27 protein-coding genes are annotated in these 24,950 nt (G+C 50.5%); 8 read left to right on the forward strand and 19 right to left on the reverse strand.

The annotated features are described in order from the left end of the window. The first annotated feature begins 69 nt into the window (after positions 1 to 69). From nadA to H6859_06710, 4 genes are all read left to right on the forward strand, one after another. Positions 70 to 1,080, forward strand: coding sequence for a quinolinate synthase NadA (gene nadA / locus H6859_06695; protein USO04846.1), 1,011 nt, complete (start codon positions 70 to 72; stop codon positions 1,078 to 1,080). Positions 1,081 to 1,188: 108 nt separating this feature from the next. After that, positions 1,189 to 2,034: a carboxylating nicotinate-nucleotide diphosphorylase gene (gene nadC / locus H6859_06700; GenBank protein ID USO04847.1), complete on the forward strand. Its 846-nt coding sequence runs from the start codon at positions 1,189 to 1,191 to the stop codon at positions 2,032 to 2,034. Further along, positions 2,027 to 2,305 carry a DUF167 domain-containing protein gene (locus H6859_06705; protein ID USO04848.1) on the forward strand — a complete coding sequence of 93 codons (279 nt, stop codon included), beginning with the start codon at positions 2,027 to 2,029 and terminating at the stop codon, positions 2,303 to 2,305. Before nadC ends, H6859_06705 begins: the two co-directional genes overlap by 8 nt. 81 nt (positions 2,306 to 2,386) lie before the next feature. Further along, entirely contained in the window at positions 2,387 to 2,971 is a 585-nt protein-coding gene (locus tag H6859_06710) for a hypothetical protein (GenBank protein ID USO04849.1), read from the forward strand. 3 nt (positions 2,972 to 2,974) lie between these two features. Here the strand turns inward: H6859_06710 and H6859_06715 are convergent, their stop codons facing one another. Next, the gene (locus tag H6859_06715) at positions 2,975 to 3,766 is read right to left on the reverse strand and encodes a succinate dehydrogenase iron-sulfur subunit (protein USO04850.1); all 792 of its coding nucleotides are present in this window, start codon (positions 3,764 to 3,766) and stop codon (positions 2,975 to 2,977) included. Positions 3,767 to 3,875: 109 nt separating this feature from the next. Next, complete coding sequence (locus H6859_06720; GenBank protein USO04851.1) at positions 3,876 to 4,619, reverse strand: GGDEF domain-containing protein; 744 nt, start codon at positions 4,617 to 4,619, stop codon at positions 3,876 to 3,878. Positions 4,620 to 4,819: 200 nt separating this feature from the next. On the opposite strand from H6859_06720, the gene H6859_06725 reads away from it, so the two are divergent. Next, a complete protein-coding gene (locus H6859_06725) occupies positions 4,820 to 5,242 on the forward strand; it encodes a hypothetical protein (protein ID USO04852.1) in 423 nt (140 codons plus the stop codon). 1 nt (position 5,243) lies between these two features. On the opposite strand, the gene H6859_06730 is transcribed toward H6859_06725, so the two are convergent. The 6 genes from H6859_06730 to H6859_06755 all read right to left on the reverse strand — a co-directional run bounded on the left by H6859_06730 (position 5,244) and on the right by H6859_06755 (position 10,053). After that, a complete protein-coding gene (locus tag H6859_06730; GenBank protein USO04853.1) occupies positions 5,244 to 7,034 on the reverse strand; it encodes a succinate dehydrogenase flavoprotein subunit in 1,791 nt (596 codons plus the stop codon). A 1-nt stretch (position 7,035) separates the two neighbouring features. After that, a complete protein-coding gene (locus H6859_06735) occupies positions 7,036 to 7,362 on the reverse strand; it encodes a hypothetical protein (protein ID USO04854.1) in 327 nt (108 codons plus the stop codon). A 96-nt stretch (positions 7,363 to 7,458) separates the two neighbouring features. Continuing rightward, positions 7,459 to 7,854: a succinate dehydrogenase, hydrophobic membrane anchor protein gene (gene sdhD / locus H6859_06740; GenBank protein USO04855.1), complete on the reverse strand. Its 396-nt coding sequence runs from the start codon at positions 7,852 to 7,854 to the stop codon at positions 7,459 to 7,461. Next, on the reverse strand, positions 7,851 to 8,285 hold the full coding sequence (gene sdhC, locus H6859_06745; GenBank protein ID USO04856.1) for a succinate dehydrogenase, cytochrome b556 subunit: 435 nt from the start codon (positions 8,283 to 8,285) through the stop codon (positions 7,851 to 7,853). Before sdhC ends, sdhD begins: the two co-directional genes overlap by 4 nt. A gap of 162 nt (positions 8,286 to 8,447) precedes the next feature. After that, positions 8,448 to 8,966, reverse strand: coding sequence for a peptide-methionine (R)-S-oxide reductase MsrB (gene msrB / locus H6859_06750; GenBank protein ID USO04857.1), 519 nt, complete (start codon positions 8,964 to 8,966; stop codon positions 8,448 to 8,450). A gap of 64 nt (positions 8,967 to 9,030) precedes the next feature. Further along, complete coding sequence (locus H6859_06755; GenBank protein ID USO04858.1) at positions 9,031 to 10,053, reverse strand: aspartate-semialdehyde dehydrogenase; 1,023 nt, start codon at positions 10,051 to 10,053, stop codon at positions 9,031 to 9,033. A gap of 48 nt (positions 10,054 to 10,101) precedes the next feature. Here H6859_06755 and H6859_06760 point away from each other — a divergent pair, with 48 nt between their 5' ends. Further along, a complete protein-coding gene (locus H6859_06760; protein ID USO04859.1) occupies positions 10,102 to 12,102 on the forward strand; it encodes a response regulator in 2,001 nt (666 codons plus the stop codon). A gap of 23 nt (positions 12,103 to 12,125) precedes the next feature. Here H6859_06760 and H6859_06765 read toward each other — a convergent pair whose 3' ends face one another. The 9 genes from H6859_06765 to H6859_06805 form a co-directional block, all read right to left on the reverse strand. Continuing rightward, the gene (locus H6859_06765; GenBank protein USO04860.1) at positions 12,126 to 12,881 is read right to left on the reverse strand and encodes a hypothetical protein; all 756 of its coding nucleotides are present in this window, start codon (positions 12,879 to 12,881) and stop codon (positions 12,126 to 12,128) included. A gap of 8 nt (positions 12,882 to 12,889) precedes the next feature. Beyond that, on the reverse strand, positions 12,890 to 13,687 hold the full coding sequence (locus tag H6859_06770; GenBank protein USO04861.1) for a hypothetical protein: 798 nt from the start codon (positions 13,685 to 13,687) through the stop codon (positions 12,890 to 12,892). 42 nt (positions 13,688 to 13,729) lie between these two features. Next, the gene (locus H6859_06775; protein ID USO04862.1) at positions 13,730 to 14,272 is read right to left on the reverse strand and encodes a hypothetical protein; all 543 of its coding nucleotides are present in this window, start codon (positions 14,270 to 14,272) and stop codon (positions 13,730 to 13,732) included. Positions 14,273 to 14,396: 124 nt separating this feature from the next. Next, positions 14,397 to 15,380, reverse strand: a complete 984-nt coding sequence (locus H6859_06780) for a hypothetical protein (GenBank protein ID USO04863.1) — start codon at positions 15,378 to 15,380, stop codon at positions 14,397 to 14,399. Positions 15,381 to 15,390: 10 nt separating this feature from the next. Further along, positions 15,391 to 16,611, reverse strand: coding sequence for a type II secretion system F family protein (locus H6859_06785; protein USO04864.1), 1,221 nt, complete (start codon positions 16,609 to 16,611; stop codon positions 15,391 to 15,393). A 192-nt stretch (positions 16,612 to 16,803) separates the two neighbouring features. After that, positions 16,804 to 18,573 carry a Flp pilus assembly complex ATPase component TadA gene (gene tadA, locus H6859_06790; GenBank protein USO04865.1) on the reverse strand — a complete coding sequence of 590 codons (1,770 nt, stop codon included), beginning with the start codon at positions 18,571 to 18,573 and terminating at the stop codon, positions 16,804 to 16,806. A gap of 2 nt (positions 18,574 to 18,575) precedes the next feature. Continuing rightward, a complete protein-coding gene (locus H6859_06795) occupies positions 18,576 to 20,243 on the reverse strand; it encodes a choice-of-anchor D domain-containing protein (GenBank protein ID USO04866.1) in 1,668 nt (555 codons plus the stop codon). Between the two features lie 130 nt (positions 20,244 to 20,373). Next, a complete protein-coding gene (locus H6859_06800) occupies positions 20,374 to 21,906 on the reverse strand; it encodes a type II and III secretion system family protein (protein ID USO04867.1) in 1,533 nt (510 codons plus the stop codon). Between the two features lie 26 nt (positions 21,907 to 21,932). Next, entirely contained in the window at positions 21,933 to 22,319 is a 387-nt protein-coding gene (locus H6859_06805) for a response regulator (protein ID USO04868.1), read from the reverse strand. Between the two features lie 216 nt (positions 22,320 to 22,535). Between H6859_06805 and H6859_06810 the strand changes: the two genes are divergently transcribed. Then, positions 22,536 to 23,048 carry a prepilin peptidase gene (locus H6859_06810; protein USO04869.1) on the forward strand — a complete coding sequence of 171 codons (513 nt, stop codon included), beginning with the start codon at positions 22,536 to 22,538 and terminating at the stop codon, positions 23,046 to 23,048. Next, positions 23,045 to 24,271, forward strand: a complete 1,227-nt coding sequence (locus H6859_06815) for a CoA transferase (GenBank protein ID USO04870.1) — start codon at positions 23,045 to 23,047, stop codon at positions 24,269 to 24,271. The genes H6859_06810 and H6859_06815 overlap by 4 nt, the downstream gene beginning before the upstream one ends. Here the strand turns inward: H6859_06815 and H6859_06820 are convergent. Continuing rightward, positions 24,264 to 24,449 carry a hypothetical protein gene (locus tag H6859_06820; protein USO04871.1) on the reverse strand — a complete coding sequence of 62 codons (186 nt, stop codon included), beginning with the start codon at positions 24,447 to 24,449 and terminating at the stop codon, positions 24,264 to 24,266. The genes H6859_06815 and H6859_06820 overlap by 8 nt on opposite strands. A 32-nt stretch (positions 24,450 to 24,481) precedes the next feature. Beyond that, positions 24,482 to 24,802, reverse strand: a complete 321-nt coding sequence (locus tag H6859_06825) for a hypothetical protein (protein USO04872.1) — start codon at positions 24,800 to 24,802, stop codon at positions 24,482 to 24,484. Positions 24,803 to 24,950: the final 148 nt, after the last annotated feature.

Consider the following 24,950-nt stretch of genomic DNA (forward strand, 5'->3'; position numbering starts at 1 on the left):
ACCTTGACCGTTTAAATATGTGAGATATCTTTTTATATCATCAGGCGCGAACATTTAAAGAACAAACTTATGTCAGCAGAACGGTTAGACTATACGGGTGAAGTTGCGAAAGCGACCACGCCGCTTTATGAGCGACTGAAAAAGCAGTACAGTCCTGAGCGCTGGCAAACTCTTGCTCCCTATATTCACGAGATCAACCGGCTAAAAAAAGAAAAGAATGCGGTCATTCTGGCGCATAACTATATGACGCCGGATGTGTTTTACGGGGTTGGCGACGTGATGGGCGATTCCCTGATGCTGGCGCAAAAAGCGGCGCAGAGCACGGCTGATATTATTATCCAATGCGGTGTGCATTTCATGGCTGAGACCTCGAAGATCCTGTGCCCTGATAAAAAAGTCATTATTCCGGATATGAAAGCCGGATGCTCACTGGCTGAAAGCATCACCGGCGAGGATGTGCGCAGGCTGAAAGAACAGCATCCAGGCATTCCGGTCGTATCGTATGTGAACACGAGCGCCGATGTAAAGGCGGAGAGCGATGTGTGCTGCACGTCTTCGAATGCATTGAAGATCGTCAATGCGCTGGGCGAACAAGGGCATGACACAGTGATTATGACGCCGGATAAGTTTTTGGCACAAAATGTGGCCGCCGAGACGGATGTAAAGATTATCATCTGGGACGGAACCTGCATGGTGCATGAGCGTTTCACCGCCGAAGACGTCAAGAAAATGCGCGCCGATCACCCGGGGATTTTTGTGCTGGCGCATCCTGAATGCCCACCAGAAGTGATGGCGGAGGCCGATTATGCGGGCTCCACTGCGCAGATGGATGATTATATTAAGGAGCACCAACCTAAAATGGCAGTGCTGTATACGGAATGTTCGATGAGTGACAATATCGCCGCGGCCAATCCGGGCGTTGAGATGATCGGCACCTGCCAGATGTGTCCGCATATGAAGCGCATTACCTTGCCGAAAATCCTTAATGCGCTGCAAGATGAAGGCCCGGAAGTTGAGATTGATGCGGAGATAGCCGAGCGCGCCAAGGCACCGATTGAGCGGATGCTGGAGTTGAGTTAGCACAGTGTCATTGTGAGGAGGCACGGCCACGAAGCAATCCATAATATTTGTACTTGTGACCCTGGATTGCTTCGCTTACGCTCGCAATGACGAAAGGTAAAAATATTTATGACTTTATCCCCCATCATCATCGAAGATATTGTCAAAACAGCCCTGAAGGAAGATTTGGGACATGGGTTTGATATTACGTCAAACCTGCTGATCCCGGCTGGACAATCGGCGCGCGGGGTTTTGCGGGCGCGGCAAGATGGGCGGCTGGCGGGGCTGATTGTTGCGCTTTCCACTTTCTCTCTCACCGATATTGATTTTGACATGACGGTCATGACCGAGGACGGGGCGGATTTGAGCGCCGGGGACGTGATCGCCGAAATTGAAGGGCCGGTGCGCAGCCTTCTTACAGCTGAGCGGGTCGCATTGAATTTTATGAGCCATATGAGCGGCGTGGCGACGCTGACGGCCCGCTATGTCGAAAAGGTAAAAGATACGGGCGTTGAGATTTGTGATACGCGTAAAACTTTGCCGGGGCTGCGCTTGCTGCAGAAATACGCCGTGGAGATCGGTGGTGGGGCGAACCACCGTTTCGGGCTGGATGATGCCATTTTGATTAAAGACAACCATATCGCGGCGGTTGGCAGCATTGATGAGGCGCTAAATCAGGCTCATATGCTGGCCGGGCATACCAAGAAAATAGAGATTGAGGTTGATACTCTGGCGCAGCTTGAAGATGTTTTGGCTAACGGCAAAGCCGATATTGTGATGCTTGATAATTTTGGGCTGAAAGATCTCAAAAAAGCCGTGCAGCTTTGCAAGAAGCAAATTACCAGCGAGGCCTCTGGGAGTGTAAACCTTGAAACTGTACGCACAATCGCCGAAACCGGGGTTGATTATATCTCGATTGGCGCTTTGACCCATAGCGCCCCGGCGCTGGATATCGCGCTGGATATAGATGTGTAAGACTATCCTTCAGGTTAAACTCACCCCTAATTCTACGAAAAATGCTGTTTTGGGCTGGGAAGACGGAGCAGATGGCGAAAAGGTCCTTAAATGCTGCGTCACGGCTGCACCTGAGAAGGGTAAAGCGAACAACGCTTTAATCTCTTTACTGGCTACACATTATGGCATTCCCAAGAGACGACTTTCACTTTTACATGGAGAAAAATCGCGTATAAAAATTATTGAAATACAAGACATTGAAGGTATTTCTAATATAGCCTTCAAAAGATGATAAATTTTAGCTTTCCCTTCACTTTTTAATGGTATAATTATATGACAACTATCTTTGGGACGGGCAGGCAAATTTAGGCTTATGACTTTAAGAGTTTTCAAAAACCATGCTTTGATAACGGGATTGGGTGCGTTTATGTTTTTTGCGCATGGCTCGGCGTGCCGGGCGGCTGGAAACATAGAAACGCTCACAAAGCAGAATGTTAAAGAATTTATTGAAGATACTACGGATATTACCACGACGAATACGCAAGCGCTGTCTCCTGAAAAAATTCAGCAATATCTTGAAACACATCTTGATAAAAAGGCGCGTTTTAAAAGCGTTATGAAATACAATATACCGGGCATGCCGCCGCAAGAGGCCGCCTTAAGCCTTGATAAAGAAGAGTTTATGAAATCTGTTGTTCAAGGTGCCGAGGCCGTTGATGGCTATGAAACACTTGTTGAAATCACGGATATTAAGATTTCTTCAGATGGCGAAAAAGCCTTTGTGAAAACCCAAAATACTGAATATGCCACCATGCCTGTAGCGACAGAAACCGGTAGTGTTGAGAATGTGCCTATGGAAGGTGTTTCTGAATGTACGCAAATCCTGCTGCTCAAAAAAGGTGTCATTATGATGTATAATGCTAATTGCGTGACCAATATTGAGTTTATGGAATATTAAAAGCTAGCGACGCATCACCATCAGTTTTTTGATCTCGGCGATGGCTTTGGCCGGGTTGAGGCCTTTAGGGCATGTGTTGGTGCAATTCATAATTGTATGACAGCGATAGAGACGAAACGGGTCTTCGAGATTATCAAGACGATCGCCGGTGGCTTCATCGCGCGTATCGGCGATCCAGCGATAGGCTTGCAGGAGGATCGCCGGGCCCATGAAACGGTCGCCATTCCACCAATAGCTGGGGCAGCTGGTCGAACAGCAAAAGCACAGGATGCAGCCGGCGGGACCTCGGCCATCATCACCGTTGAGAATATTGGCATCTTCGGGGCTTTGCAGACGCTCGCGCCCTGGGGCGGGGCTGTCGGCCTTCAGCCAAGGCTCAATTGAGGTATATTGCGCATAAACGTGGTTGAGGTCGGGCACAAGGTCCTTAACCACAGGCATATGCGGCAGCGGCGTGACCTTGATATCGCCGGAGCAATCGTCAATCGCCTTGGTGCATGCCAGTGTATTCGTGCCGTCGATATTCATCGCGCAGGACCCGCAAATCCCCTCGCGGCAAGAGCGGCGCAAGGTCAGGCCAGAGTCGATATTATTTTTGATGTAAAGCAGCGCGTCGAGCACCATCGGACCGCATTTATCGAGATCGATGGTGAAGGAATCGAGACGCGGATTGGCTTCATCATCCGGGTTCCAGCGATAGATTTTGAAGGTTTTCTTGCGTTTGGCATCTCCGGCCACATCGTGGGTTTGACCGGCAGTGATTTTTGAATTTGCGGGAAGTGTGAATTGGGCCATCTGTGCGCTCTTTATGCGTTGGTTCTATCTGCCAATCAGAATAAGCGCTTAAGGGCAAAATGTGAAGGGGCAATCCTTCACATGTTAGAAGGAGACAGTGCTGTTGAAATTATTCGGGAGCATCAGGTTTCACGTCTAATGTTTGCCGTCTCTCAAATACTGACAAATCGTAAATCTCCATACGCCCGCGCGTTGTTTGCTTTACTCTGTAGAGCGCTTTGTCAGCGGCATCTATTATATTTTCAGGCGTTATAGCCGGTCCAGATATTCCGATCCCTATGCTTGAGCCAATTTTATATTCTTCGCCTTTGTGCTCAATTGTGAATGCGCACATTTCACCAGCGAGCCTGGTAAACGCCGGGTCAACGTCATTGCCATTATTCACTTCCATGATGACGGCCATTTCCTCGCCGCCATAACGAGCGACAATATCGTCTGCACGGACAGACTCCTGCAGATGCTCTGCGGCTTTTCTTAAGACCGCGTCCCCAACCTGATGACCGTATGTGTCGTTAAATTTTTTAAAATGATCGATATCGACCATAATCAACGCTATGCGTCCACCGGACCGCCTCAGTTTCGTCAGCGTTTTAGGCAGGGCATCATCGAAATAGCGGCGATTATAAAGCCCGGTTAAAGAGTCTCTAATAGAGGTATTTCGATCAACTGATGCTCGCTGATTTGCCTGTTCCAACTGTTGGATGAGTGTCTTTTCACCTTGAGCTTTGTTTCCATCTTCTTGGAGTTTTGTAATTTCATCAGGGGTGAGGTCGCCCTTACCCCGCCCCAAACCGTTCTTACGGCGGAATTCTTTTAGAGCCTGCTTCTTGGCTAATTCATTTTTCAAACTCATGGCCGAAACATTATAGTAATTTACATATAAAATCAAGCTTTTCAGCGTTAAGCGCCATAAATGTTTATTCCTGTTTATGTTGGGTCAAAGAGTCCTTACGGGAAATTCACTCTGGGCAACCACTGCATTTTACATAATTTTCTTGTGTGCGTAGCTTGATTCATGTATTGTATTGTCACATTCAAGTTTATGCAGGGGGTATGATGAGTAAAGTTTCACAGGCATTTGGTGTTTTGGCGCTCAGCGCAGCTTCAGCGGTTTACGCGCAAGGGGTGGCAGCAAGCGAACAGGTTTGCGCGAAAGATGGTCGTAGCTTTGAAATTACGGAGAATAATGGTCAGATTACTGGTTATTATCATCAAAATAGACAAAATATTTCATCGGAAACCCTAGCCAACTTTCAAAGCAGGAGCTCTTCAGCCGGAACACGATCAGTAGGCACCGGCGGCAACCCTAGAACCGCACCGTTCAAAGAAGCTTTTGGATTTAGTCGGGGGCAGGCCAACCTTCCTTCTCCAGATGAACGAATCGAAGCCCTGCGCACACGCGGCAAGATTTTCTGCTATACAGGCCATGTTCCAACCCCTGCCCCAGGCAGTTTTGTTCCTTTGAAGCCCCAATAACTTAATAAACCCGGGCCTTGGGCGGGATGGGCTGCACTTCGTCGGTCAGGGTGGTCATGATCACCGGGCGGTAGTCAATCTTGGTTTTCCCGGCCTCATCCACCCAGATAACGGTGTGTTTCATCCATTTTTTATCATCGCGGTCGGGGAAGTCCTCACGGGCCTGCGCACCGCGGGATTCTTCGCGATTAGCGGCAGCATGCATTGCGGCGACGGCTTGGGACAAGAGGTTATCCAGCTCCAGCGTTTCAACGAGATCGGTGTTAAAGATCAACGAGCGGTCGGTGACTTTCAGATCAGCCTTCCCGGCGAAGCATTCATCAATCTTGGTGATGCCCTCATTCAGGGTTTCTCCGGTGCGGAATACGGGCGCATGCGTCTGCATCGTGCGCTGCATGCGGTCGCGCAGCGCGGCTGTCGTCGTTGAACCTTTAGCGCTCCGATAATGATCAAGGCGTGCCAGCGCTTTCGAGCCGTCATCCGTGCCAAACGGGCGGTGCTTTGCGCCCGGCACAACGGTTTCGGCGCAGCGATTGGCTGCAGCCCGGCCAAAGACGACGAGGTCGAGCAGTGAGTTTGAGCCCAGACGGTTGGCGCCATGGACGGAGACGCACGCGGCTTCGCCGATCGCCATCAAGCCCGACACAATGGCATTGGGATCTTTTTTGGTCGGGTTAATGACCTCGGCCATGTAATTGGTTGGGATGCCGCCCATATTGTAATGCACAGTCGGCAGAACAGGGATCGGCTCTTTGGTCACATCTACGCCAGCGAAGATGCGGGCGCTTTCGGCGATACCCGGCAGGCGTTCGTGGATAATGTCGCTGTCCAGATGTTCGAGGTGGAGGTGGATGTGGTCTTTATGCTCACCGACGCCGCGCCCTTCGCGGATTTCGATGGTCATCGAGCGTGAAACAACGTCGCGCGAAGCGAGGTCTTTTGCGCTTGGGGCATAACGTTCCATAAAGCGTTCGCCTTCGGAATTGGTCAGATAGCCCCCTTCCCCGCGCACACCTTCGGTAATCAGGCAACCCGCGCCGTAAATTCCGGTCGGGTGGAACTGGATGAATTCCATGTCCTGCAACGGAATGCCGGCGCGCAAGGCCATCGCATTGCCATCGCCCGTACAGGTGTGGGCGGAGGTGCAGGAGAAATAGGTGCGGCCATAACCGCCGGTGGCGAGAATAACCTGATGCGCGCGGAAGCGGTGAATGGTGCCGTCATCGAGGTTCCAGGCCATGACACCGAGGCACTGGCCGTCATCGCTCATGATCAGGTCGAGGGCAAAATATTCGATAAAGAATTCGGCCTTGTGTTTGAGGGCCTGCGTGTAAAGCGTGTGGAGGATGGCGTGACCTGTGCGGTCCGCGGCGGCGCAGGTGCGTTGGGCGGTGCCCTTGCCGTAATGCGTCGTCATGCCGCCAAAAGCACGCTGGTAAATTTTCCCGGCGGCGGTACGGGAAAACGGTACACCATAGTGTTCAAGCTCGATAATCGCGGGGATCGCCTCGCGGCACATATATTCAATCGCGTCCTGATCTCCGAGCCAATCTGAGCCTTTAACAGTGTCATACATATGGAAGCGCCAGTCGTCTTCGCCCATATTGCCCAGCGCTGCGGAGATGCCGCCTTGCGCCGCGACCGTGTGCGAGCGGGTTGGAAAGACCTTTGAAATGATCGCGGTGTTCAAACCTTTTTCTGCGCAGCCAAAGCCGGCGCGCAGCCCCGCACCACCGGCGCCGACCACCACGACATCATATTCGTGATCAATGATTTCGTATTCATTTGTCATTTTATATTACCATCCATGAAACAACGTAAAGACACCCTACTATAATCAGACAGATCAGCAGTAAAACCGGAATAATGGGAATATCATCATCGAATGTTTTTTTCATCCAGATATTACCTTTGCCAAAACCAACCCCTGCGATCAGGCCACCTGCCAAATACCAATATATAGAGATCTTTCCTATAAACAGGCCCAGTATTGCGCCGGCTATTACACCTGTGACCATAAAAGTTATATAGTTAAGGATATTGTCAGCCTTATCAAGAAACCCGAAAATTTTTCGATCTTGTTTATTATATTTTTCAATCGGGTTGTAAAATTCAGTCATTTCTTTCCCTTTTTACGCGGAGAAACGGAGGAACGGAGGTTTATTTTTTATAATACACAAAACTCTGAAACTCCGAATCTCCGCGTTTAATTTTTTTTACAACGCTATTTTTAGAATTGAAAAAATGCAGGCGGTGGCGAGGGCGAAAAAGAACAGATACATGCCAACCAGCTTGGATAGCTTGAAAAATTCATTGTGGATGTAATCCTCGACGATTTCACGATTTCCCAGCACGGCGTGGGTAAAAGCGGCAATGATCAGCAGCAGCATGCAAATCGCGTTGCGCGGATCGGCAAGCTTGGCTGTAAACTCTGCATGGCTGGTGCCGATGGTCTGGCTGAGAAACCACAGGAACCACAATGAGAGCACTGCGGTGCCGATAGCCGTGACGCGCAGCCTGATCCATCCCGGCACAGCCGCGTGCGATGCGCCCAGACCGCGGGCGCGGGCGAGCGGGGTTTTCATACCGTGATTGTCCCATTTCATATTCATGGCGTTTCTCCAAAATAATATTCACCAAACGGATGACTAAACAGTACATATTCCCACGTCACAAATGTCAGCAGCACCGTGACAAACAATACAAAATATCCAGCGGCATAGGCGTTTTCGATTTTAAACAGCAATCCTGAGTCCCAGAAAAGATGGCGGATGCCGTTGGCCAGATGGTAGAAAAATGCGAGCGTGAAGCCGAACAGCAAGAGCATGCCAACGGGCGAGCCTGCGAAGTTCATGAATACAGCGTAGGCTCCGGGGCCGATTGCTGCGGCGACCAGCCACCAGGCAAACAGCATCAGACCAACCGTAAGACCGACCCCTGTCATCCGGTGCAGAATCGATAAAACAGAGGTCATTTGCGGTTTATAAACCTGAAGGTGCGGGGATAATGGGCGCTGAGTTTTGGTGGGGGCGCTCTGTGACATGATGTTTCCTTTTGAATTCTTCGAACAGGTCAAGAAACATCATAAAACGCCGGGCGGGTTTTGCAATGGTTTAATCACACCCAAATCCCCTCACCCAGAGGTGCCATCTGGGAACACTTACTTTTAGGGCAAAAACTAAGTATCCCCAGACAGAGACAAAGGTTATTGCTCTTGCTGATACTCCAGCGCCAGACCGTTAATGCAGTAACGTAGGCCGGTTGGCGGCGGACCGTCCTTGAAAACATGGCCGAGGTGAGAGCCGCAATTGGCGCAATGAACCTCGGTACGGGCATAGCCAAGCTTGTAATCCGTGGAGGTGCCGACCGCGTATTCATCGGCGGGCTGGTAAAAACTCGGCCAGCCGGTTTTACTATCGTATTTTGCATCGGTACTGAACAGGTGGTGGCCGCAACCGGCGCAATAGAACTTGCCGTGGCCTTCGATGCCGTTTAGCGGCGACGAGCAGGATTTTTCCGTGCCTTCGCCGCGCAGGATCTCGTATTGTTCGGGGCTGAGGCGCGCGCGCCACTCCTCATCAGTAAGTTGAAAGGGGAAATCACCTTTCCTGCTTGAGTGTGGCAAAGACTTGTTTTTTGAAAAAATGTCAAAGGCCATCGCTTTGCTTGCTCCCGTCATCAGGGCGGCACAGGCCACCCCGGCTAAAAACGCTCGTCTGTGCATGCTTAAACATTCCCTATTGTTCATACAGGGGTATTCGCATTTTAAAGCAAAAAGGTTACAGGTCTTAAGCCGCCTTTTGCGCTTCGTTTTTCACCAGTAATTCAGCGATTTGCACGGTGTTGAGCGCTGCGCCTTTGCGCAAATTATCCGCCACGCACCAGAAATTGAGGCCGTTTTCGACCGTGATGTCTTCGCGAACGCGGCTGACGAACACATCGTCTTCGCCCTGAATTTCAGCCGGGGTGACATATTCGAGGTCTTCCTGCTCCAGATCGACCAACGTAACCCCTTCAGCATTATGGAAGAGTTCCTTGGCCTCAATGGCGGAAATTTCCTTTTCCAGCTCGACATTGATCATTTCGGCGTGGCCGATAAACACAGGGATGCGTACACAAGAGGCGCAAACCTTGATCGCGGGATCGAGTATCTTTTTGGTCTCAACCACCATTTTCCATTCTTCCTTGGTCATGCCGTCATCCATGAACACGTCGATCTGCGGGATGGCGTTAAAGGCTATCTGTTTCGGATAGACAGACGGGGTTGGCGTCTGGTTGGCGTAGATGCCTTTAGTCTGGTTGAACAGCTCATCCATCGCCGCCTTGCCGGAACCGGAGGTGGATTGATAGGTACTGACCACGACGCGTTTGATGGTCGCGGCTTCATGCAAAGGCTTGAGCGCGACAACCATTTGAATGGTGGAACAGTTCGGGTTGGCGATGATGCCTTTTTTAATCTCGTTGATCGCGTGAGGATTGACCTCCGGCACGATCAGCGGCACATCCGGGTCCATACGCCAGTAGGACGTGTTATCGATGACTGTCGCTCCGGCAGCAGCAGCCTTAGGCGAATATTCAGCCGAGACTTTAGCACCGGGTGAGGACAGCACGATATCCACACCTTTGAAGTCAAAATCAGCCAGATTCTGTACGCGCAAATCCGTATCACCATAGGACACTTCGCGCCCTACAGACCGCTCGGAGGCCAGCGCTACAACGTCGTCAGCAGGAAAGTCGCGTTCATCCAATATTTTTAACATTTCAAGCCCGACATTACCTGTGGCGCCTACAACTGCAACTTTATATCCCATTTTTGTTTCTTCCTGCTTTGAGCCTTCATTTTAGAGGATTTCATTGATATGATATGTGGGCATTCAAATGCAAGGTTTTTCATGATTGATTCTTCAAAATTATCCCGTTCTGAACTCGAACAAAAAATCGCCGAAGCCGATGCTTTGGCGGAGATGAAGTCGAATTTTCTGGCGACGATGAGCCATGAGATCCGTACGCCGATGCAGGCGATCTTCGGTTTGCTGGAACTGATTTCCGACGAGAAACCTTCGGAAAATATTTCCGAGATGGTGAGAACCGCGCAAGGCGCGGCTGCGGGCTTGCTGGAAATTCTCGATGACATTCTTGATCTGGCGAAGATGGATGCCGACAAGATGGAGCTCGATATGTTCGAGGTGCCGGTGCGGCTCTTGGTACGCGGATTGCTCGAAGCGCTGGCTGTGAAAGTCCATGGCGTGGATATTGAGCTCATTGATGATATTGAACAAGACGTGCCGTTTGTGGTGGTGGGCGATCCGAAACGGCTGCGCCAGATCATTATGAATTTGTGCGGCAATGCGCTTAAATTCACGCATCAAGGCAGCGTCACTGTGCGGGTTACGTCGCAGGTTCAGGCGATTGATGTTCCCGAGGGCGGTGTGGGCTTGCGTTTTGAGGTGATTGATACCGGAATCGGTATGAGCCAGGAGGTCTGCGCGCGGTTGTTTGGATCGTTCGTGCAGGCGGATAATTCGACCAGCCGAAAATATGGCGGCACGGGGCTGGGGCTGTCGATTTCGAAAAAGCTGGTGGAGTTGATGGGCGGGCGAATCGGTGTGAACAGCGCCCCCGGGAAAGGCTCGACCTTCTGGTTTGAGATTCCAACGCAGGAAGTGAGTACGGATGACAGCACGGTGGAGTTGCCTTCACTGGATGGGGTTTCCGTGCTTTCGGTTGAAGACCACCCGCAAGGTGCCAAGGAAATTGTTAATTCGCTGCGCTCTATGGGGGCGAGCGTCGAAAACTGCCCAACCTATAAGGAAGGGCTAGAGCTCATTACCCGGCGTCCGTTTGATGTGGCAGTGATTGACCAAGGGCTGCCCGACGGGTTGGGGCTGGACCTCATCAAAGAGATTACCAAACTGCGCCCGAATACGGGGCTTGTAATGTATACGGTGCGCGATGATGTGGGGCTGTCGCATTCACTGAAAGCTTTGGGCGTAACATATCTGACCAAGCCGGCCAGCCGAATCGGGCTGGGAGAGGCGGTGCGCGATGCGGCCAGTCGGCTCGAGCATATTGAAATTACCGGGCCGACAAAGCTGTTGATCGCCGAGGACACGGAAAGTGTACGCGACATTCTGGGCCGTCAGCTTGACAAGCTGGGCGTTGAGGCAAGTTTTGTTGAAAACGGAAGGCTGGCGTTGGAGGCTTTAGAAACCGGCGAATACGGCCTTCTGATCACCGATTTGCATATGCCGGAAATAGATGGCTATGGCGTTGTGGAGCATATTCGCAAGCAGGAAAAAGAGGCCGGGGACGGCACTCATTTCCCTGTGATGGTGCTTACGGCCGATGTGCAGATGGCGCAGCGCGAGACTTATATGCGTCACGGGTTTGACGAATGTTTGCTCAAGCCCGTTTCATTGGGACAGTTTAAGCGGCTGCTTATTCGTTGGGGGCTTTTAAACGAAGAAACCGGGGATGATTCTCTCGGCGCTGTTCCGGTGAACGCCCCCAAAGAAGATGAGGGCGGCTTACCTCCCGCGATTGATAAAGACGCCATGATCGAGCAGATGGGGGAGTTTGATGAGATGGCCGTTGAAATGCTGGGAATGTTTGTTGACATGACACGCCCGCAAATTGACAAGATTAAAAGCGCACTGGCCGCAGAAGACTTTAAGGATTTATGTGAGTTGGGGCACAGCTTGAAAGGCGCGGCGCGCAGCGCGTGCTGCCCGGCGCTCGGGGATCTGGCATCGCAACTGCAGGATGATGCGGATGTACAAAAGCCGGTTGCAGATTTGGTGGCAGAAATTTTAAAAGAATTTAAACGAGTCGAAGCAGAGATTTCAGCGCTACAGAAATAATCAATATTTCGAGCCTAAACGTTTTAAGGACACCCGCCCTCATCGCCGGCGGCATCGCCATTATAGACATTTGTGGCCTCATTCTGGATTATCCAGACACGGAAGCACAGATGATTAGCTGGACAGGTCAGCAGAGCGTTGCTGTCAAGATCTTTGGCTCCGGCGGGTGCATCGGAAGTATCAATGACATCGGCTTCGCATTCGGAGAATTTTTCATCCAGTTTTTCCAAGGCCGCCTTAACAAAGGCGTCAGTTTTGTCGGTTTCGGTCCAGTAAAATACGCCATCCTCACCGTTATAAATCTGCCAGTCATCAAACAGATCCGGGGCCGGCCCCAAGAATTTTCCGCTGGAGCCGGTAAAAATCAGACCATGATCGTAGACATTGGCTGTTGTAGGATTACCGGGACAACGCATGTTACGAACCAAGCGATCACCGGAGCGGCCAGGCGTCGCAGACGTGTAGTGCGTGGAATCCGGATTGATCGGGAATTTCACATAGGGGTTTGGATCGCTTCCGGCGGGCGCGGTGTTAATTGTCGGATCGCCGTTCGGATATATCAAAACGCATTCCTGAATGGCGGAGCGAATAATGTCAATTTGCCCTTGCAGAGCGGATACGGTTTTAAATGTGTTTTGTGACGAGGTTTGCTGGGAAGACGGCTCCATGAAGCTGATCGTCAGAGCCGCGAGCAGCGCGATTGCAATCAGGATATAGACAAGCGCGCTTCCAGCTTCAGAAGCGCGCTTTGTTACTATCTTATAAGGCTGCAAATTCATTTCCCGCCTTAACGTTCGACAAGAACGTGGAAGTATACAAGGTCACTGTCATCCGCCTGATTGGTCGTGGCATCAAAGTCGGCACAGCCAAAAGGCTGGCCAGACAGGTCGTTGGTCAGGCGTTTACCAGCGCCAGCAGCAGCCGGGCCAATGCCCAGGTTGTTGTTGTCCATTTCGTCAGCGGCCGTTGGAACGTTGCCTATTACAATACCTGCATCGGGCACACTATCGCCATCAGCATCTGTCGAGGTCGGCACACCAAGCTCGGTGTTCAGACGCTCACACAAGGATTGCCCAACTCCGGGCAAAAACGCAATGACATCGTTCGAGTTGTTAGAGGCCGTGGTCCGACCAATGTTTTCAATAGCAAAATCACTGGTGAAAATCCAATCTCCTTGCGATCCACTGGCCATAACCTCGGGCGGCGCGGTTACACGCGTGGCACCACCACCGTCAGGGTGGAACACACATGTTGAAGAAACAGAAGCCACGTCACAGCCGGTGACCGCAATACTAAAAGCAGATGGAGGATCAAAATTGAGCTGACCGACATCTGTGCCTCCAATAATCATACGGACAATGGCCGTGCGCACAGAGGCCGGATACTGGGTGATCTGCGCTGAATTCACAAGATTACTTTCTCCATCAGAAGCACCACCGCCGGAGCGCGAGGATTGCGTCACAGCGTATGAAAGGGCGGCAAACAGCGCCACAGCGATCAGGATCAGGAACAGCACATTCCCACGTTCAGCCGCTCTTCCTAAGGTTTTTTTGTTTTTATAAAAACGTTTAAGTGTCTTCAACATATTTTTATTCTCCACCTTGTAACTTTAAGTATATCATCCCAATCACTTCACGGAAACCTTGTTTATCTTCAAAGATGCCGAAAGTGGATATCTTTCACACTCGCGCCCTACGCAAAAGTTCTGAATATTCACGTTCCATCCTGCACCCCCGTTTTGAACGTGCCCGATAGCCTCACGAAATTGTCCAAATGAACCTAAAGTTGTTGCTGTTATTGAAATAGATGGTCCACTGGCACTGATTTTCAGTCCCGTATAAATATCTTTGACCTTGGTAACAAATTCGTCCACTTCATTAGGATTTACAGGAACATCTCTGACCTGTGGTACACTGGGCTTTAGCGCTTGCGCCTCTTGCAATTGCGCACGCGTTTCCGTGAGTTTTTGCAGCTGAACTGTAGTGAACAAACCAATCGCCCCGCCCATAGCCCACATAAGACCGGCAATAATCAACATCGTCTGACCGGCGTTTTGCGGCATTTTTTCCAGAAATGCATTAAGATCGTCCGCAGCTTGCGGACTGGTATATTTTTTAAGCGAGCGCCAATCAAATTCCTTAAAAGACTGCTGTAGCTTACTAAAATCCAACTTCTATTCCCCGATCTTGTTCATTCGTAAAATTATAGTTATATTTAGTATAAAATAAAGAGGTTAAATTCCTTTTAAAAACAGTACACAGCCCCCCTATCAAAGGTATAGTCTTTTTGTATTTTTAGCGATTTCCTATAACGCGAATACGCCCATCTTTTTCCTTTACCGTATCATCGACCCGCACCGGATATTTTGTCATCACTGTTTGAATATAGGCTGGCGGCACCAATGCCTGCCATTCGACCTGTGCGCCTTTAATTTCATACCGAACCAGAGTGCTGTCCAGCCTACCCAGACCGTCGAGAATTTCCTGAACACGCACCATATGCTTGATTGTATCGCTTTGCATCGCATCTTTAGCTTGCTGGACCAATTGATTTGAAGCCAATTGTGTTTCTTCCTGAACCTTTGACAAGTTTCGTTCTATCATATTGACTGATACGTAGCTAATCAGCAGGATTATAATTGCTATAAAATTCACTATCATGCCAATAAACAGCAACATTCGTACCGTAGCGCGAGAAAGTTTTTCTGTTTTAAGCATACGATTTTTCCATGGCACCAGATCTGCCACATCCGGATTAATCGTTACGAAATTCGCATCCATGCTTTGTACGCGCGGTAAAATCGTTCTGGCAGCCCCCAAAAACACCTGCATGCGGCCAGTTTCCGGGTCCCAGCGCAGGGCTGAGGCTAGTCCTTCTTGTTCATAGAGATAGACCGTTTCACGATCCCAATATTCGCTATTTCCCGGAAGCGCGGCGGCCAGAGGGCACCAGCTGTCAGGGTTTGAGGCCAATGATGCAGACGGGCAGGCTAAATACCAGATTTTATTTTCATCGACGGAATAGCAATAATGCACCTTTTCCGTCCCACAGGCTTGCGACGCTGCATTCCAGACGGCCTCTTCTTCCGTGCCGGGGATATGGGGAATAACGCCGCCGACGAGTTCCTGAGGCAAGTAAGGCTTCAAGTCTGTGGGTACACTTGCGGCTTCACCGGCCAGATAATCGCTTATACCGGGCGCCGCGCGCGAAACGCCGGACGCATTCTCCTGAATGCGTTTACCTGGCAAGCCTTTATCTTCTTTAGAAATTAGAGCCAAATCTTTTTCCCTAAATTGCGCCTTCCATCAGACCGCCCATCATTGAATCCATACTCATATTCATAACTGTCAATGCGTAAATGGCGCTCCCGAAAGCGATGGCAAGGAATATGCCGGTTAGAAGAAATGCGATCCAAACGATCAACTTGTGTTTTGTCCGCGCCGCCTGCGAACGCATTTCGGCGATAGACTCCATTACTGTAGCAACTTGGCCGAGATCAGACAAGCCTGCAACTTCAAGACGTTCACTGCGAGTTAACGGCGCGCGGTCCAAGGCGGCTCCCAATGAAACCCCGCGCCCAAGGTCCTTTAACGACTCCTTCCAATACTCTGTTACATCCGGTGCGGATGAAGCTTCTGAAGATTGATCAAGCGTATCGTTGATCGGCACCAGTCCACGCAGCATACGGGCGGCTGCCGACATTGAATCAGCGAAAGCCAAATCGCGCAGATAGCCGCCAATAAGCGGGATTTTGCGGACAATGCGCGCGGTTGGAAAGTCCCTTTTTCCGCGGTTTATCCAATAGGAAAACACGCACCATGCCATAAAGGCTCCAAACCCTACAGATGTGAAAATCAAAACGTCCCAGGTTAGTTCCAGACGCCCAACAACAGTCAGGAATTTTTCAAGTTCCTCGGGGTCAGTTGGCGTATTATCGCGAAACCACCCTAAAACCATGTCTTTACCAGCCCACAAGGATGACACAATTGAAAACACATCGAAAGCCAGCCAACCCATGGTTCCCATGATGGCGGCGGCGTTTTTCTTCTTTTGAGTAATGGAGTGGATGGCGTGTGGAATCCCCTCTACCAAGCGGTTAGCTCTTTCCGAACCGGCAAGAATCGCCAATGTTCCATGATCGAAAGTATTGAGCGCTTTGAGCGCGTCAATTACGCCCAGCCCTCTGGCCAAGGCTTCGCGGGCCGGGGCCATTATATTTTGCCTGCGCGGGTTTGTTTCAGCCTGGATAATCTTCCATAGAGCAACGCCTGGTGATGTTGATGTTGAGCGAAACTGAATACCGCGCAAAAGCTGAACCTGCCACCAGGTCGAACGTGCCAGCAGGCGTTCCAAAGGCGAACGTGCGTGCGGGCGAATGCTCAGCACAAAGCCACCTTTTTTGGTTACGGCGACGCGAACATCATCAACAGATGGCAGGTAGAACGATTCGCTGACCTTTTTCGGCCCCGACGGCGTTTCATATGCAATTTCCGCAACCCATTGCTGCATTTTGTCACTTCGCTTTTCTTTTACACAGCGTTACTCGTCGCTCGCGTATCAATTACACGCATCGCTTCTCCTGCCTTGTGTAAAAGAAAAGCGAAGCGACAAAACATTCTTTACCTGTCATTCCTGCGAAAGCAGGAATCTTGCTGTTACCGGTATGAGATCCCGGCCTGCGCCGGGATGACATAGGGGTTATTACTGCTCAAGGTAGGATATTGCGGCTTTCGGATCGACAAGACCGCTCAGAACGAGGTCAATGAGTCCCTCGCGCCTCGTGTGCACTACAACACCTTCCTCGTTCACTACATTATTCACGTTTCCGATTAAAGCTTCGTAAATTTCATTACGGTGCGCCGGGCCCAATGTAATCAAAAGCGCATCCAAAAGCAGCGTTCGCCCTGAAATACCGGTGCGGTTACATAAATCGCACCCCGAAGTATTGTGACGGCGCACCCTTGCTTCCGGAGCGAGATCGAAGAGTTTTAATTCATGTTCTTTTAGTACCTTACCCGCTTCCTCTTTATGTGCACAACCTTGGCAAAGCGTGCGGACCAAACGCTGATTCAAAATGCACTTAACCTGCTGGGCCAATGTATAGGTCGAGGAGCGCTCGCGTTCGGATGGCATCAAAGAGCGCAAGCGCTCAAAGGTTTGCAGTGCGGTGTCGGCGTGAATGGTTGAAATCACGGTGTGACCGGATTCAGCGGCCTTAAGAGACGTTTCCACCGTATCAGCATCACGCATCTCCCCGATGATAATATAGTCCGGATCATGACGCATTGAGGCGCGAATCAGATCGGCAAACCCCCCGCCTTCCATACCAGGACGGACCTGCCATTGCGTTGCATAACGCAGTTCGTATTCAATCGGATCTTCGATGGTCAGAACGTGGCGACGGCGGCGGTCGATCTGCTGCACACAAGCGTAGAGTGTTGTGGTTTTACCAGAACCAGTCGGACCGGAGAGCAAAATCATCCCCCCGCCACCCTTAATATCGGGCGAGAGAAGTTGAGCTAAATAGTCCGCCACGTCTTCATGACGGCTGAATAATTCGTCAAAACCTTTGAGCGCGGCGCGGTCAAGCAAACGCAATGTCAGCTTTTCACCGTCTTGCGCCTGAGGACCGGCCGCCACACGCACGTCAATCGCTCGGCCCTGCCAGGTAAAGCCAAAGCGGCCATCTTTGGGCGTCGTTCTGTCCCCGAAGTTCAGGCCCGCATCGCGTTTCAGCAAGGTTGTCAGACGCGCCATTGCATCAGCAGGAAGCAGATGCATCGGAATCATATCGCCATCGATGCGATATTGAATCCAGTTTGGCGCATCGGGGTTGTTATCTTGTACCAGGTGAATATCGGAGGCGCGCATTTGCAGTGCTTCGGCCATCATATCGCGCTGAAACTGGTTCAAAAGCAAGCCATTATCGGGGTCTGTCAGCCACAGCGCCAATGTTTTTTCGCAACGATCGGCAGACAAATCGTGCACAGATCGTAGCGTGTCGATAAGTTCTTTACGGTCCCAAACCTCGATTTCAATCTTTTCAACGTGGAAACCGCTTCGTTGCGCGGTTGAGATTAGAGAATTGATCTGGCGATCATTCATGTCGTGCAACGGTGCAATGCGCATGATGCCATCACGCAGGCCGATCAGGTGGATACTTAAAGGTAGCCAGGATTGAACAGGCAGGATTGCACGAAGCTGGTCGCCGGTGGCGCGGTCTTTAACACCTTCGTCTTCAATATCGGACGGCACGGCAGCGCCTGCCATATCCAACAGCTGTTCGGTAGAGCGGGCAATCCCCTGATCGAGCAACAAAGCGCGTTCGCGCTGAACCATATCCAGATAGCGTTCACGCCCCTCACTGGAGCGCATACGCTTACGAGAATCGGCCTTACGGCGCTCTACACCTTGTGGTGGGCCGTCCCCGCCTTGTTTGCGCTTATCATCATTTTGCGTTGTATCGTCCATATTTAACCATCACTTGCATCACTTGATGAGGAAGATCCAGAACTGCTCCCACTCTCGCTTGATGATGCATTAACACGGTTAATAGAAGATAAAGATCTGTCAAAAAGCAGCAAAACGCGCTTTCCTCTATGCATAAATTCAATGCCGCTGGGCTGAATCAGTACCATCCAAGGCACTCCGCCCAAAACGACTTCTTCATTATCGAAAACAAGGCGACTTCCGCCCGGACCGTTAATAATGGCGCGCGTTGGAGAAAATGAGGTGATCTTATATCCGTCCAAAGCGCCGGAGATATTTGCAGACGATGATGCGGCGTAGGACGGCTTAGCCCCGACACGCGCAGCGTTTTTCTGCGCAGCTTCTTCTTGCGTTTCCGGCACACCCGCCTCAAGGGCTTCTTCGGAACGTTCGGGCGCTTCGCCATCAAGCTCAATCGCCCCTTCACTTAAAACAATTGCTTTTTGGTCCTGACTTACCGTTGAAAGGGCATTACCACGCACCGGCAACACCAACACACCGCGCGCGCCATCGTGCAATATTTGAATATCATCCAGAATATCGCCCACGCGGGTTGGAGACCATGTCACTGTTAACGGGCAAGCCTCGACAGGCTCAAGCACCGTACCGGGCAGACACCCGTCTTCCTTAAACCCTACACCGTTATCAGAGCCAGAAATACGAATATCGCGTAGCATCAAATCAGCATCGCCGGAATTCACCAGCGAGACAGTAATGCTTGAAGCAGTTTCAATCCCCGAGCCAAAATCAATGTCCTCCGCCGAGGAAACCAACAACCCTTTACCCGGGACAGCCTGAGGGAAAACCTGTGCACTGCTCACATTTTCCGGGGCATACTCGCCCTTCAACGGTACGCTGGAAAGGGCTGCAGGCCCCGTATGCTTAACCACCAATACACCTGAAGAGCGCCCTTTTAGCTTTGGGGACCACGTAATTGTCGCGATACAGGATTGCCCGGCGGCCAATTTACTACACTCGGTTTTAAGGGCGTAACCGGCTTGTTCGCTGGTATCAATATAGATGTCATTAATGCTAATCTCGTTTGAGGTGATATTGCGCAAAATCACAGGCTCGATAAGAGTTTGCGCCGCATTGAGAGATCCAAAATCGACTGTGTCAGGGATCATTTCAATATCGCTTGTAAGCTTATCTCCAGCGCCTTCGGTTGTCTCCACGCTCCCCATCACCGTTGCCGTGACCAGGCGCGTACGGCCACTGTGCGCCATCAGCATTTCAACACGCCAAGGCCCGGCCTGCAAACCTTTTACAGACAAGGCGATTGCACATTCGGCGCCAGAAGGAAGCGGCTCATTCTCGCACTGATTCAGAGAAACAATTGCAGAAACCGTTGAAGAGGGATAAAGACGGATTGTGCCGGTTTCAACGGGCTGACCGCCCTCATTCCGGAACAGCACCACAACCTGAGCTGTCGCTCCAATTGGAATGGCCCCACCATCTATACTTGGGGTAACCGGCACCAAGCCTGCCGACCCCCCACCCGATACCGTCTTACCGGGGTCATCAAATCCCGGATATTGCGCCAGCGCATTCCCCGATATAAATACCGAGAAACACAACATTGAAGCCATTAAAATAAAAAGATGCAAACGCATAATAATGATGAATATCTGATCAAAATAAAGGACTGCCATAGCGTACTCACACGCATGACTGATGTTGAATCATAACATAAAAATTCACTGAAACAGCATTAAATACCGTTTTTTCGACTTTTATTCAGTTTTAGCATCCCCGGATAAAAACGCATCTTCAACCCAAAGATTAATGCCCGGATGGGTTCAGCAAATCAGCAGGAATCGTGCTTGTTGGAAAGATTATTGGTTGGGGCAACTGTTCAGATGAAACGGAATCCTGTCCAAACACACCATTACCTTGCTGCACAATCGTTTTTTGCGCGTAGTTTTCAGCCTTCCCTTCTGATGTATACACTATCACGCGCGGCTTCAGCAGGAAGACCAATTCGGTATTGGACACAGTTGCCGAACGCGATGTTGGGAAGAGCGGCTTGTTAAAACCCGGGCCAGCGGTATCATATTGGTCATTCTCTCGTACCAAACCGGCAATCAGCAACGAATCACCGGGACGAATGCGAATCTGCGTTGAAAGTTCTCGCTCGGTTGTTTCCGGCAATTGCAGCGTGGTGCCATCGGCATCAAAATTCTGAAAGCGGCGAAATTCCTGCAGCTCAATATCAATATTACCGTAAATTGTAGCTTTGTCCCAGGCACTGGAAATGGTCAGTGTAAAGCCCGTGTCTACCGAATCGGTTTCCGTCGAAACTGTCACCTCCCCATTATCGACAGAACGACTAAGAGAGGAGACATAGTTCACTGTATCAGCAGCGCGCAGCGTTGCCTCCGAACCAGACAAAACCGTGATTTGCGGCTGAGATATAGTTTTCACCGACCCGTAATTGGAAATAAACTCAAGCACATCATTGCCATCAAAGGACGGCGTTCCGGTGACTGTTGGCAAGCCTATACTGATTGGCGTAAAGCCTGCGCCGACACCGCCAGGAATATTAATTCCGGTTGCATATTTACCAAAGACGTCAATTTTCTGCCAGTCGATACCGGTTGCGTTATCAGAATTCAGACCCACTTCCCAGATATAAACTTCAAAAACAATCAGGGCCGTATTGGAACGAATACGCTGAAAATAGCGCTCCGCCTGCTGGGCGGTACGGCTTGTCGCCTCATAAATGATTGTGCGCGTTGCCGTTTCTGTGATGGGCGTCTTTCCTGTAATCGCCTGCAAGCCCGTTGCAAGCGATGATAACATATCTGTATTTCCACCAATCGGCGGGATAGAGACTGTGAATGTCTGCATGTCCTTAATGACCAGCAAGCCATCCTCAAAAGAACAATACAGATCCGCAAGACCACAGACCTTATCAACAACATTGCTGAGCGGCCCGCGTAAATTGGCCACCGTGATTGTCCGCGTTAACCCCTCGTCTGTTTCGAAAGCCAGCGGAATTTGATAATCAGCCAGAATGAGCTGTAAAGCTCCGGCAAGAGTTTCTGAGCGTAGCTCAAACGGACCAACAACCTCATCAGGTAAGGCCGCTCCACGAATAACCTCAGGCACGAGAACATCACTTCCTAGCGGCAGGTAAATCACACTATCGGGCTGCTCGTTAATCGCCTCAGGCCGAGGATCGGCCATTGCCGGAGACGGAATGTTTGCGTTACGCGCACCTGGCGTATTCACATCGGCGCAGCTTCCTAAAAACACCAGAGACACAGCACCGAGCACAAGCAACATCGAACTTCGGCTGCAAAAACGTTTCATACTGACCTTATTCGTTTTACCATCCGTCATTGCGCACTTGCCCGCGATAAAGATTGAAGCGTTCTGGACACCGTTTTAACAAGCCTGTCGCGCTGAACCGGTTTCATTAAGACTGCAGCAACGTGCCACTTCCCAGCCTCAGCCAAAAGATCGGGATTCTGATCCCCCGTCACCAAAACAACGGGCGTCTCATTATCCTCACTCCGCAGAGTCTTAATAAACTCAAAACCATCAATCGGTTCCATGCGCACATCCACAATGGCCATTGCAACATCGGGTGCCATTTTCTCAAGCGCATCGCTTCCGTCTGTTCCTTCGATAACTTCATAGCCTTCATCCTGCAAAAATTTGGCAATTTGCATGCGGACAAAGTCATTGTCTTCAACAACTAAAATTTTGGCAGATTCAGTCATAGAACTCTAAAAGTTAGAATAAATAAAAGGTTAGGACAAAACCACACGTCAAGAGTGTTTGAAAAATACACGTTTCGAATCACTTTAAAGCAAAATAACGCATCAGAACAGAACCCTTATCAGGACTGTACACAGTTTTAGGGTCAAAACTCATTTAGCCGCCTGATAAAAACTGTTAGACTGTTGCAATCTGTTTCACGCAGCGGCCTGGTATCTATGCTCGAAATCGTTTCCATTCTTTGTCTGTTGATCGGCACGGGGCTTCTCGCCGCCCTGATTATCATTGATCTGCGCACCTTGTTGCTGCCGAATATTCTGGTGCTGAGCCTCGCACTGGCCGGATTTATGTTTCATGCCAGTACGCTGTTTTTCTATATGCCGGTGAGCGATATGGTACTGGGCGGGTTTATTGGCGGTGGAACGCTTTATCTGATTCGCGCTCTTGGCAATGCGTTTTATAAAACCGATACGCTGGGGCTAGGCGATGTGAAGCTGATGGCGGTGGGTGGGTTGTGGCTGGGCTCGTATTTCATACTGATAGCCTTGATGGCCGGAGCTGTTGCCGGGCTTGTGCATGGGCTTATGCTGATCGTGCGGCAATGGATCAAAACGCGCAGGATTGAATCGCTCTCAACATTTTCGCTACCCGCCGGACCAGGATTTGCCGCCGGGCTGTTTATCGCGGCTCTTGAAAAATTCTTTCCTCTTACCCATCTTGGTCTATCATGAATAAAGCGCTTCACAATATTCGCATTCTCGATCTTTCCCGCGTTCTGGCGGGGCCGTATTGCACACAAATGCTTGGGGATCTTGGCGCGGAGATACTTAAGGTCGAAAAACCCGGAAGCGGCGATGACACGCGTAAATGGGGACCACCTTTCTTACAGAACGGCCAAGGTAGCAATACAAGCGAGAGCGCCTATTACCTGTCGTGCAACCGGAATAAAAAATCGATTGCGATTGATTTGACCACACCCAAAGGACAAGAGATCGTTAAATCCCTGATTGCGCAGTGCGACATTGTGATTGAGAATTTCAAGGTCGGAGGGCTGAAGAAATACGGGCTGGATTACGAGAGCCTGAAAAAAGACCATCCGGCCCTTATATATTGTTCGATTACCGGGTTTGGCCAGACGGGGCCGCTGGCCCGTGAGCCGGGATACGATTTTCTTGCGCAGGCGATGACGGGATTGATGGCCTGTACGGGCGATCCTGACGGCGCCCCGATGAAAGTCGGCGTCGCATTGGGTGATGTTATGACGGGGCTGAACGCGGCGGTGGGCATTCTGGCGGCGCTTTATCATCGCCGTGAAACAGGCCAGGGACAATATATCGATCTGGCGCTGGGCGATTGCACTTTGGCGGCACTAACCAATATTGCTCAATATTATCTTACTTCAGGCCGCCCTGCCCCGCGCGTGGGCAATGCGCATTCGACGATTGTGCCGTATCAGGCTTTCAAAGCCGCGGATGGTTACGTCATTTTGGCGGTCGGCAATAATGAGCAGTTCCAACGATTTTGCGATTTTGCCGGGCATAGCGAATGGGCTGAAGATGAACGCTTTGCCACCAACAGCGCGCGGGTTCTCCATCGTGAAACTCTTGTACCGATGATTGAAACGCTGATTGCCCGGCATGATATTGCGCACTGGATTGACGGACTGCATGATGCCGATGTGCCCTGCGGGCCGGTCAATACTATGGATAAGGTTTTTGGAGATCCGCAGATCAGTGCGCGCGATATGAAGATTGAAATGGAGCACCCGCTAACGAATGCGCCCGTTCATCTGGTCGGCAGTCCGCTGAAGCTCTCAGGAACGCCGGTCACTTACAAATATGCTCCTCCCGTATGCGGGCAGCATACGCGCGAGATTTTAAGCCAGCAGCTCAGGCTCTCCGATGCGGAGATTGATGCGCTGGCGGCTGAACAGATTATCCAGATTGTTAGTTAAGTTTCGGGCCGTCCGGCTCATTTTGAAGGCCTACTGATGCCACAGTATTACTGGTGGCAACCTTGATTACGCCAAGATTATAGGTCTCACCTTCTTGCGGGTTTTCAATCGCAACGGCGGCGGCGACAATGGCTTCATACCCGGCAAAGCTTGCTTCGTTTTTGTTTAAAATTTCCATCTCTTTTCTCCTTTAACACACCCTGCCTGTTTTTACGTCCTTATAAGGATGGGAACAGAGTGCATAATCCTTTCATCATTATCGTTACTGACATCGAGACTTACCAAAAGCAAGTTGCGTGCCATTTCCAAACGCCCGATGCAATCTTCCTTGATTTCCAGCTTGGCTTCATCAAGGTCACCATTCATTTGGGTAATGGTGACAATCTGCCTGTCCTTATCCCATTCAACCCAGCTCGGGACATTTTCAAAGTGGTGCTCGACCACCATGACCAGTTTGCCGTCTTCAAACGCCAAAAGCGGATCTTTATGAATGATCCCGCGTTTTGGGTCCGTTTGCGTCTCAACCGGCATGGGCCGTGCACTTTGCTCTGATTTTGTCCCAAAGCTTAACCCTATTTTATGCAGGAAATCTATTAATATTCTTATAATATTGAACATTTTTTTGCCTTTTGAATGAAAGAAAAAGAGAAAAAAGAAGAAAAGCGACAGAATTGCCTTT

This window comes from Rhodospirillales bacterium, from assembly GCA_023898785.1.
Lineage (GTDB): Bacteria > Pseudomonadota > Alphaproteobacteria > Micavibrionales > Micavibrionaceae > TMED27.

What these genes read in the sequence shown, in the direction of transcription:
- nadA (USO04846.1), top strand. Translation starts at nt 70, where the DNA reads ATGTCAGCAGAACGGTTAGACTATACGGGTGAAGTTGCGAAAGCGACC.
- nadC (USO04847.1), top strand. Translation starts at nt 1,189, where the DNA reads ATGACTTTATCCCCCATCATCATCGAAGATATTGTCAAAACAGCCCTG.
- H6859_06705 (USO04848.1), top strand. Translation starts at nt 2,027, where the DNA reads ATGTGTAAGACTATCCTTCAGGTTAAACTCACCCCTAATTCTACGAAA.
- H6859_06710 (USO04849.1), top strand. Translation starts at nt 2,387, where the DNA reads ATGACTTTAAGAGTTTTCAAAAACCATGCTTTGATAACGGGATTGGGT.
- H6859_06715 (USO04850.1), bottom strand. Translation starts at nt 3,766, where the DNA reads ATGGCCCAATTCACACTTCCCGCAAATTCAAAAATCACTGCCGGTCAA.
- H6859_06720 (USO04851.1), bottom strand. Translation starts at nt 4,619, where the DNA reads ATGAGTTTGAAAAATGAATTAGCCAAGAAGCAGGCTCTAAAAGAATTC.
- H6859_06725 (USO04852.1), top strand. Translation starts at nt 4,820, where the DNA reads ATGATGAGTAAAGTTTCACAGGCATTTGGTGTTTTGGCGCTCAGCGCA.
- H6859_06730 (USO04853.1), bottom strand. Translation starts at nt 7,034, where the DNA reads ATGACAAATGAATACGAAATCATTGATCACGAATATGATGTCGTGGTG.
- H6859_06735 (USO04854.1), bottom strand. Translation starts at nt 7,362, where the DNA reads ATGACTGAATTTTACAACCCGATTGAAAAATATAATAAACAAGATCGA.
- sdhD (USO04855.1), bottom strand. Translation starts at nt 7,854, where the DNA reads ATGAATATGAAATGGGACAATCACGGTATGAAAACCCCGCTCGCCCGC.
- sdhC (USO04856.1), bottom strand. Translation starts at nt 8,285, where the DNA reads ATGTCACAGAGCGCCCCCACCAAAACTCAGCGCCCATTATCCCCGCAC.
- msrB (USO04857.1), bottom strand. Translation starts at nt 8,966, where the DNA reads ATGCACAGACGAGCGTTTTTAGCCGGGGTGGCCTGTGCCGCCCTGATG.
- H6859_06755 (USO04858.1), bottom strand. Translation starts at nt 10,053, where the DNA reads ATGGGATATAAAGTTGCAGTTGTAGGCGCCACAGGTAATGTCGGGCTT.
- H6859_06760 (USO04859.1), top strand. Translation starts at nt 10,102, where the DNA reads ATGATATGTGGGCATTCAAATGCAAGGTTTTTCATGATTGATTCTTCA.
- H6859_06765 (USO04860.1), bottom strand. Translation starts at nt 12,881, where the DNA reads ATGAATTTGCAGCCTTATAAGATAGTAACAAAGCGCGCTTCTGAAGCT.
- H6859_06770 (USO04861.1), bottom strand. Translation starts at nt 13,687, where the DNA reads ATGTTGAAGACACTTAAACGTTTTTATAAAAACAAAAAAACCTTAGGA.
- H6859_06785 (USO04864.1), bottom strand. Translation starts at nt 16,611, where the DNA reads ATGCAGCAATGGGTTGCGGAAATTGCATATGAAACGCCGTCGGGGCCG.
- tadA (USO04865.1), bottom strand. Translation starts at nt 18,573, where the DNA reads ATGGACGATACAACGCAAAATGATGATAAGCGCAAACAAGGCGGGGAC.
- H6859_06795 (USO04866.1), bottom strand. Translation starts at nt 20,243, where the DNA reads ATGGCAGTCCTTTATTTTGATCAGATATTCATCATTATTATGCGTTTG.
- H6859_06800 (USO04867.1), bottom strand. Translation starts at nt 21,906, where the DNA reads ATGAAACGTTTTTGCAGCCGAAGTTCGATGTTGCTTGTGCTCGGTGCT.
- H6859_06805 (USO04868.1), bottom strand. Translation starts at nt 22,319, where the DNA reads ATGACTGAATCTGCCAAAATTTTAGTTGTTGAAGACAATGACTTTGTC.
- H6859_06810 (USO04869.1), top strand. Translation starts at nt 22,536, where the DNA reads ATGCTCGAAATCGTTTCCATTCTTTGTCTGTTGATCGGCACGGGGCTT.
- H6859_06815 (USO04870.1), top strand. Translation starts at nt 23,045, where the DNA reads ATGAATAAAGCGCTTCACAATATTCGCATTCTCGATCTTTCCCGCGTT.
- H6859_06820 (USO04871.1), bottom strand. Translation starts at nt 24,449, where the DNA reads ATGGAAATTTTAAACAAAAACGAAGCAAGCTTTGCCGGGTATGAAGCC.
- H6859_06825 (USO04872.1), bottom strand. Translation starts at nt 24,802, where the DNA reads ATGCCGGTTGAGACGCAAACGGACCCAAAACGCGGGATCATTCATAAA.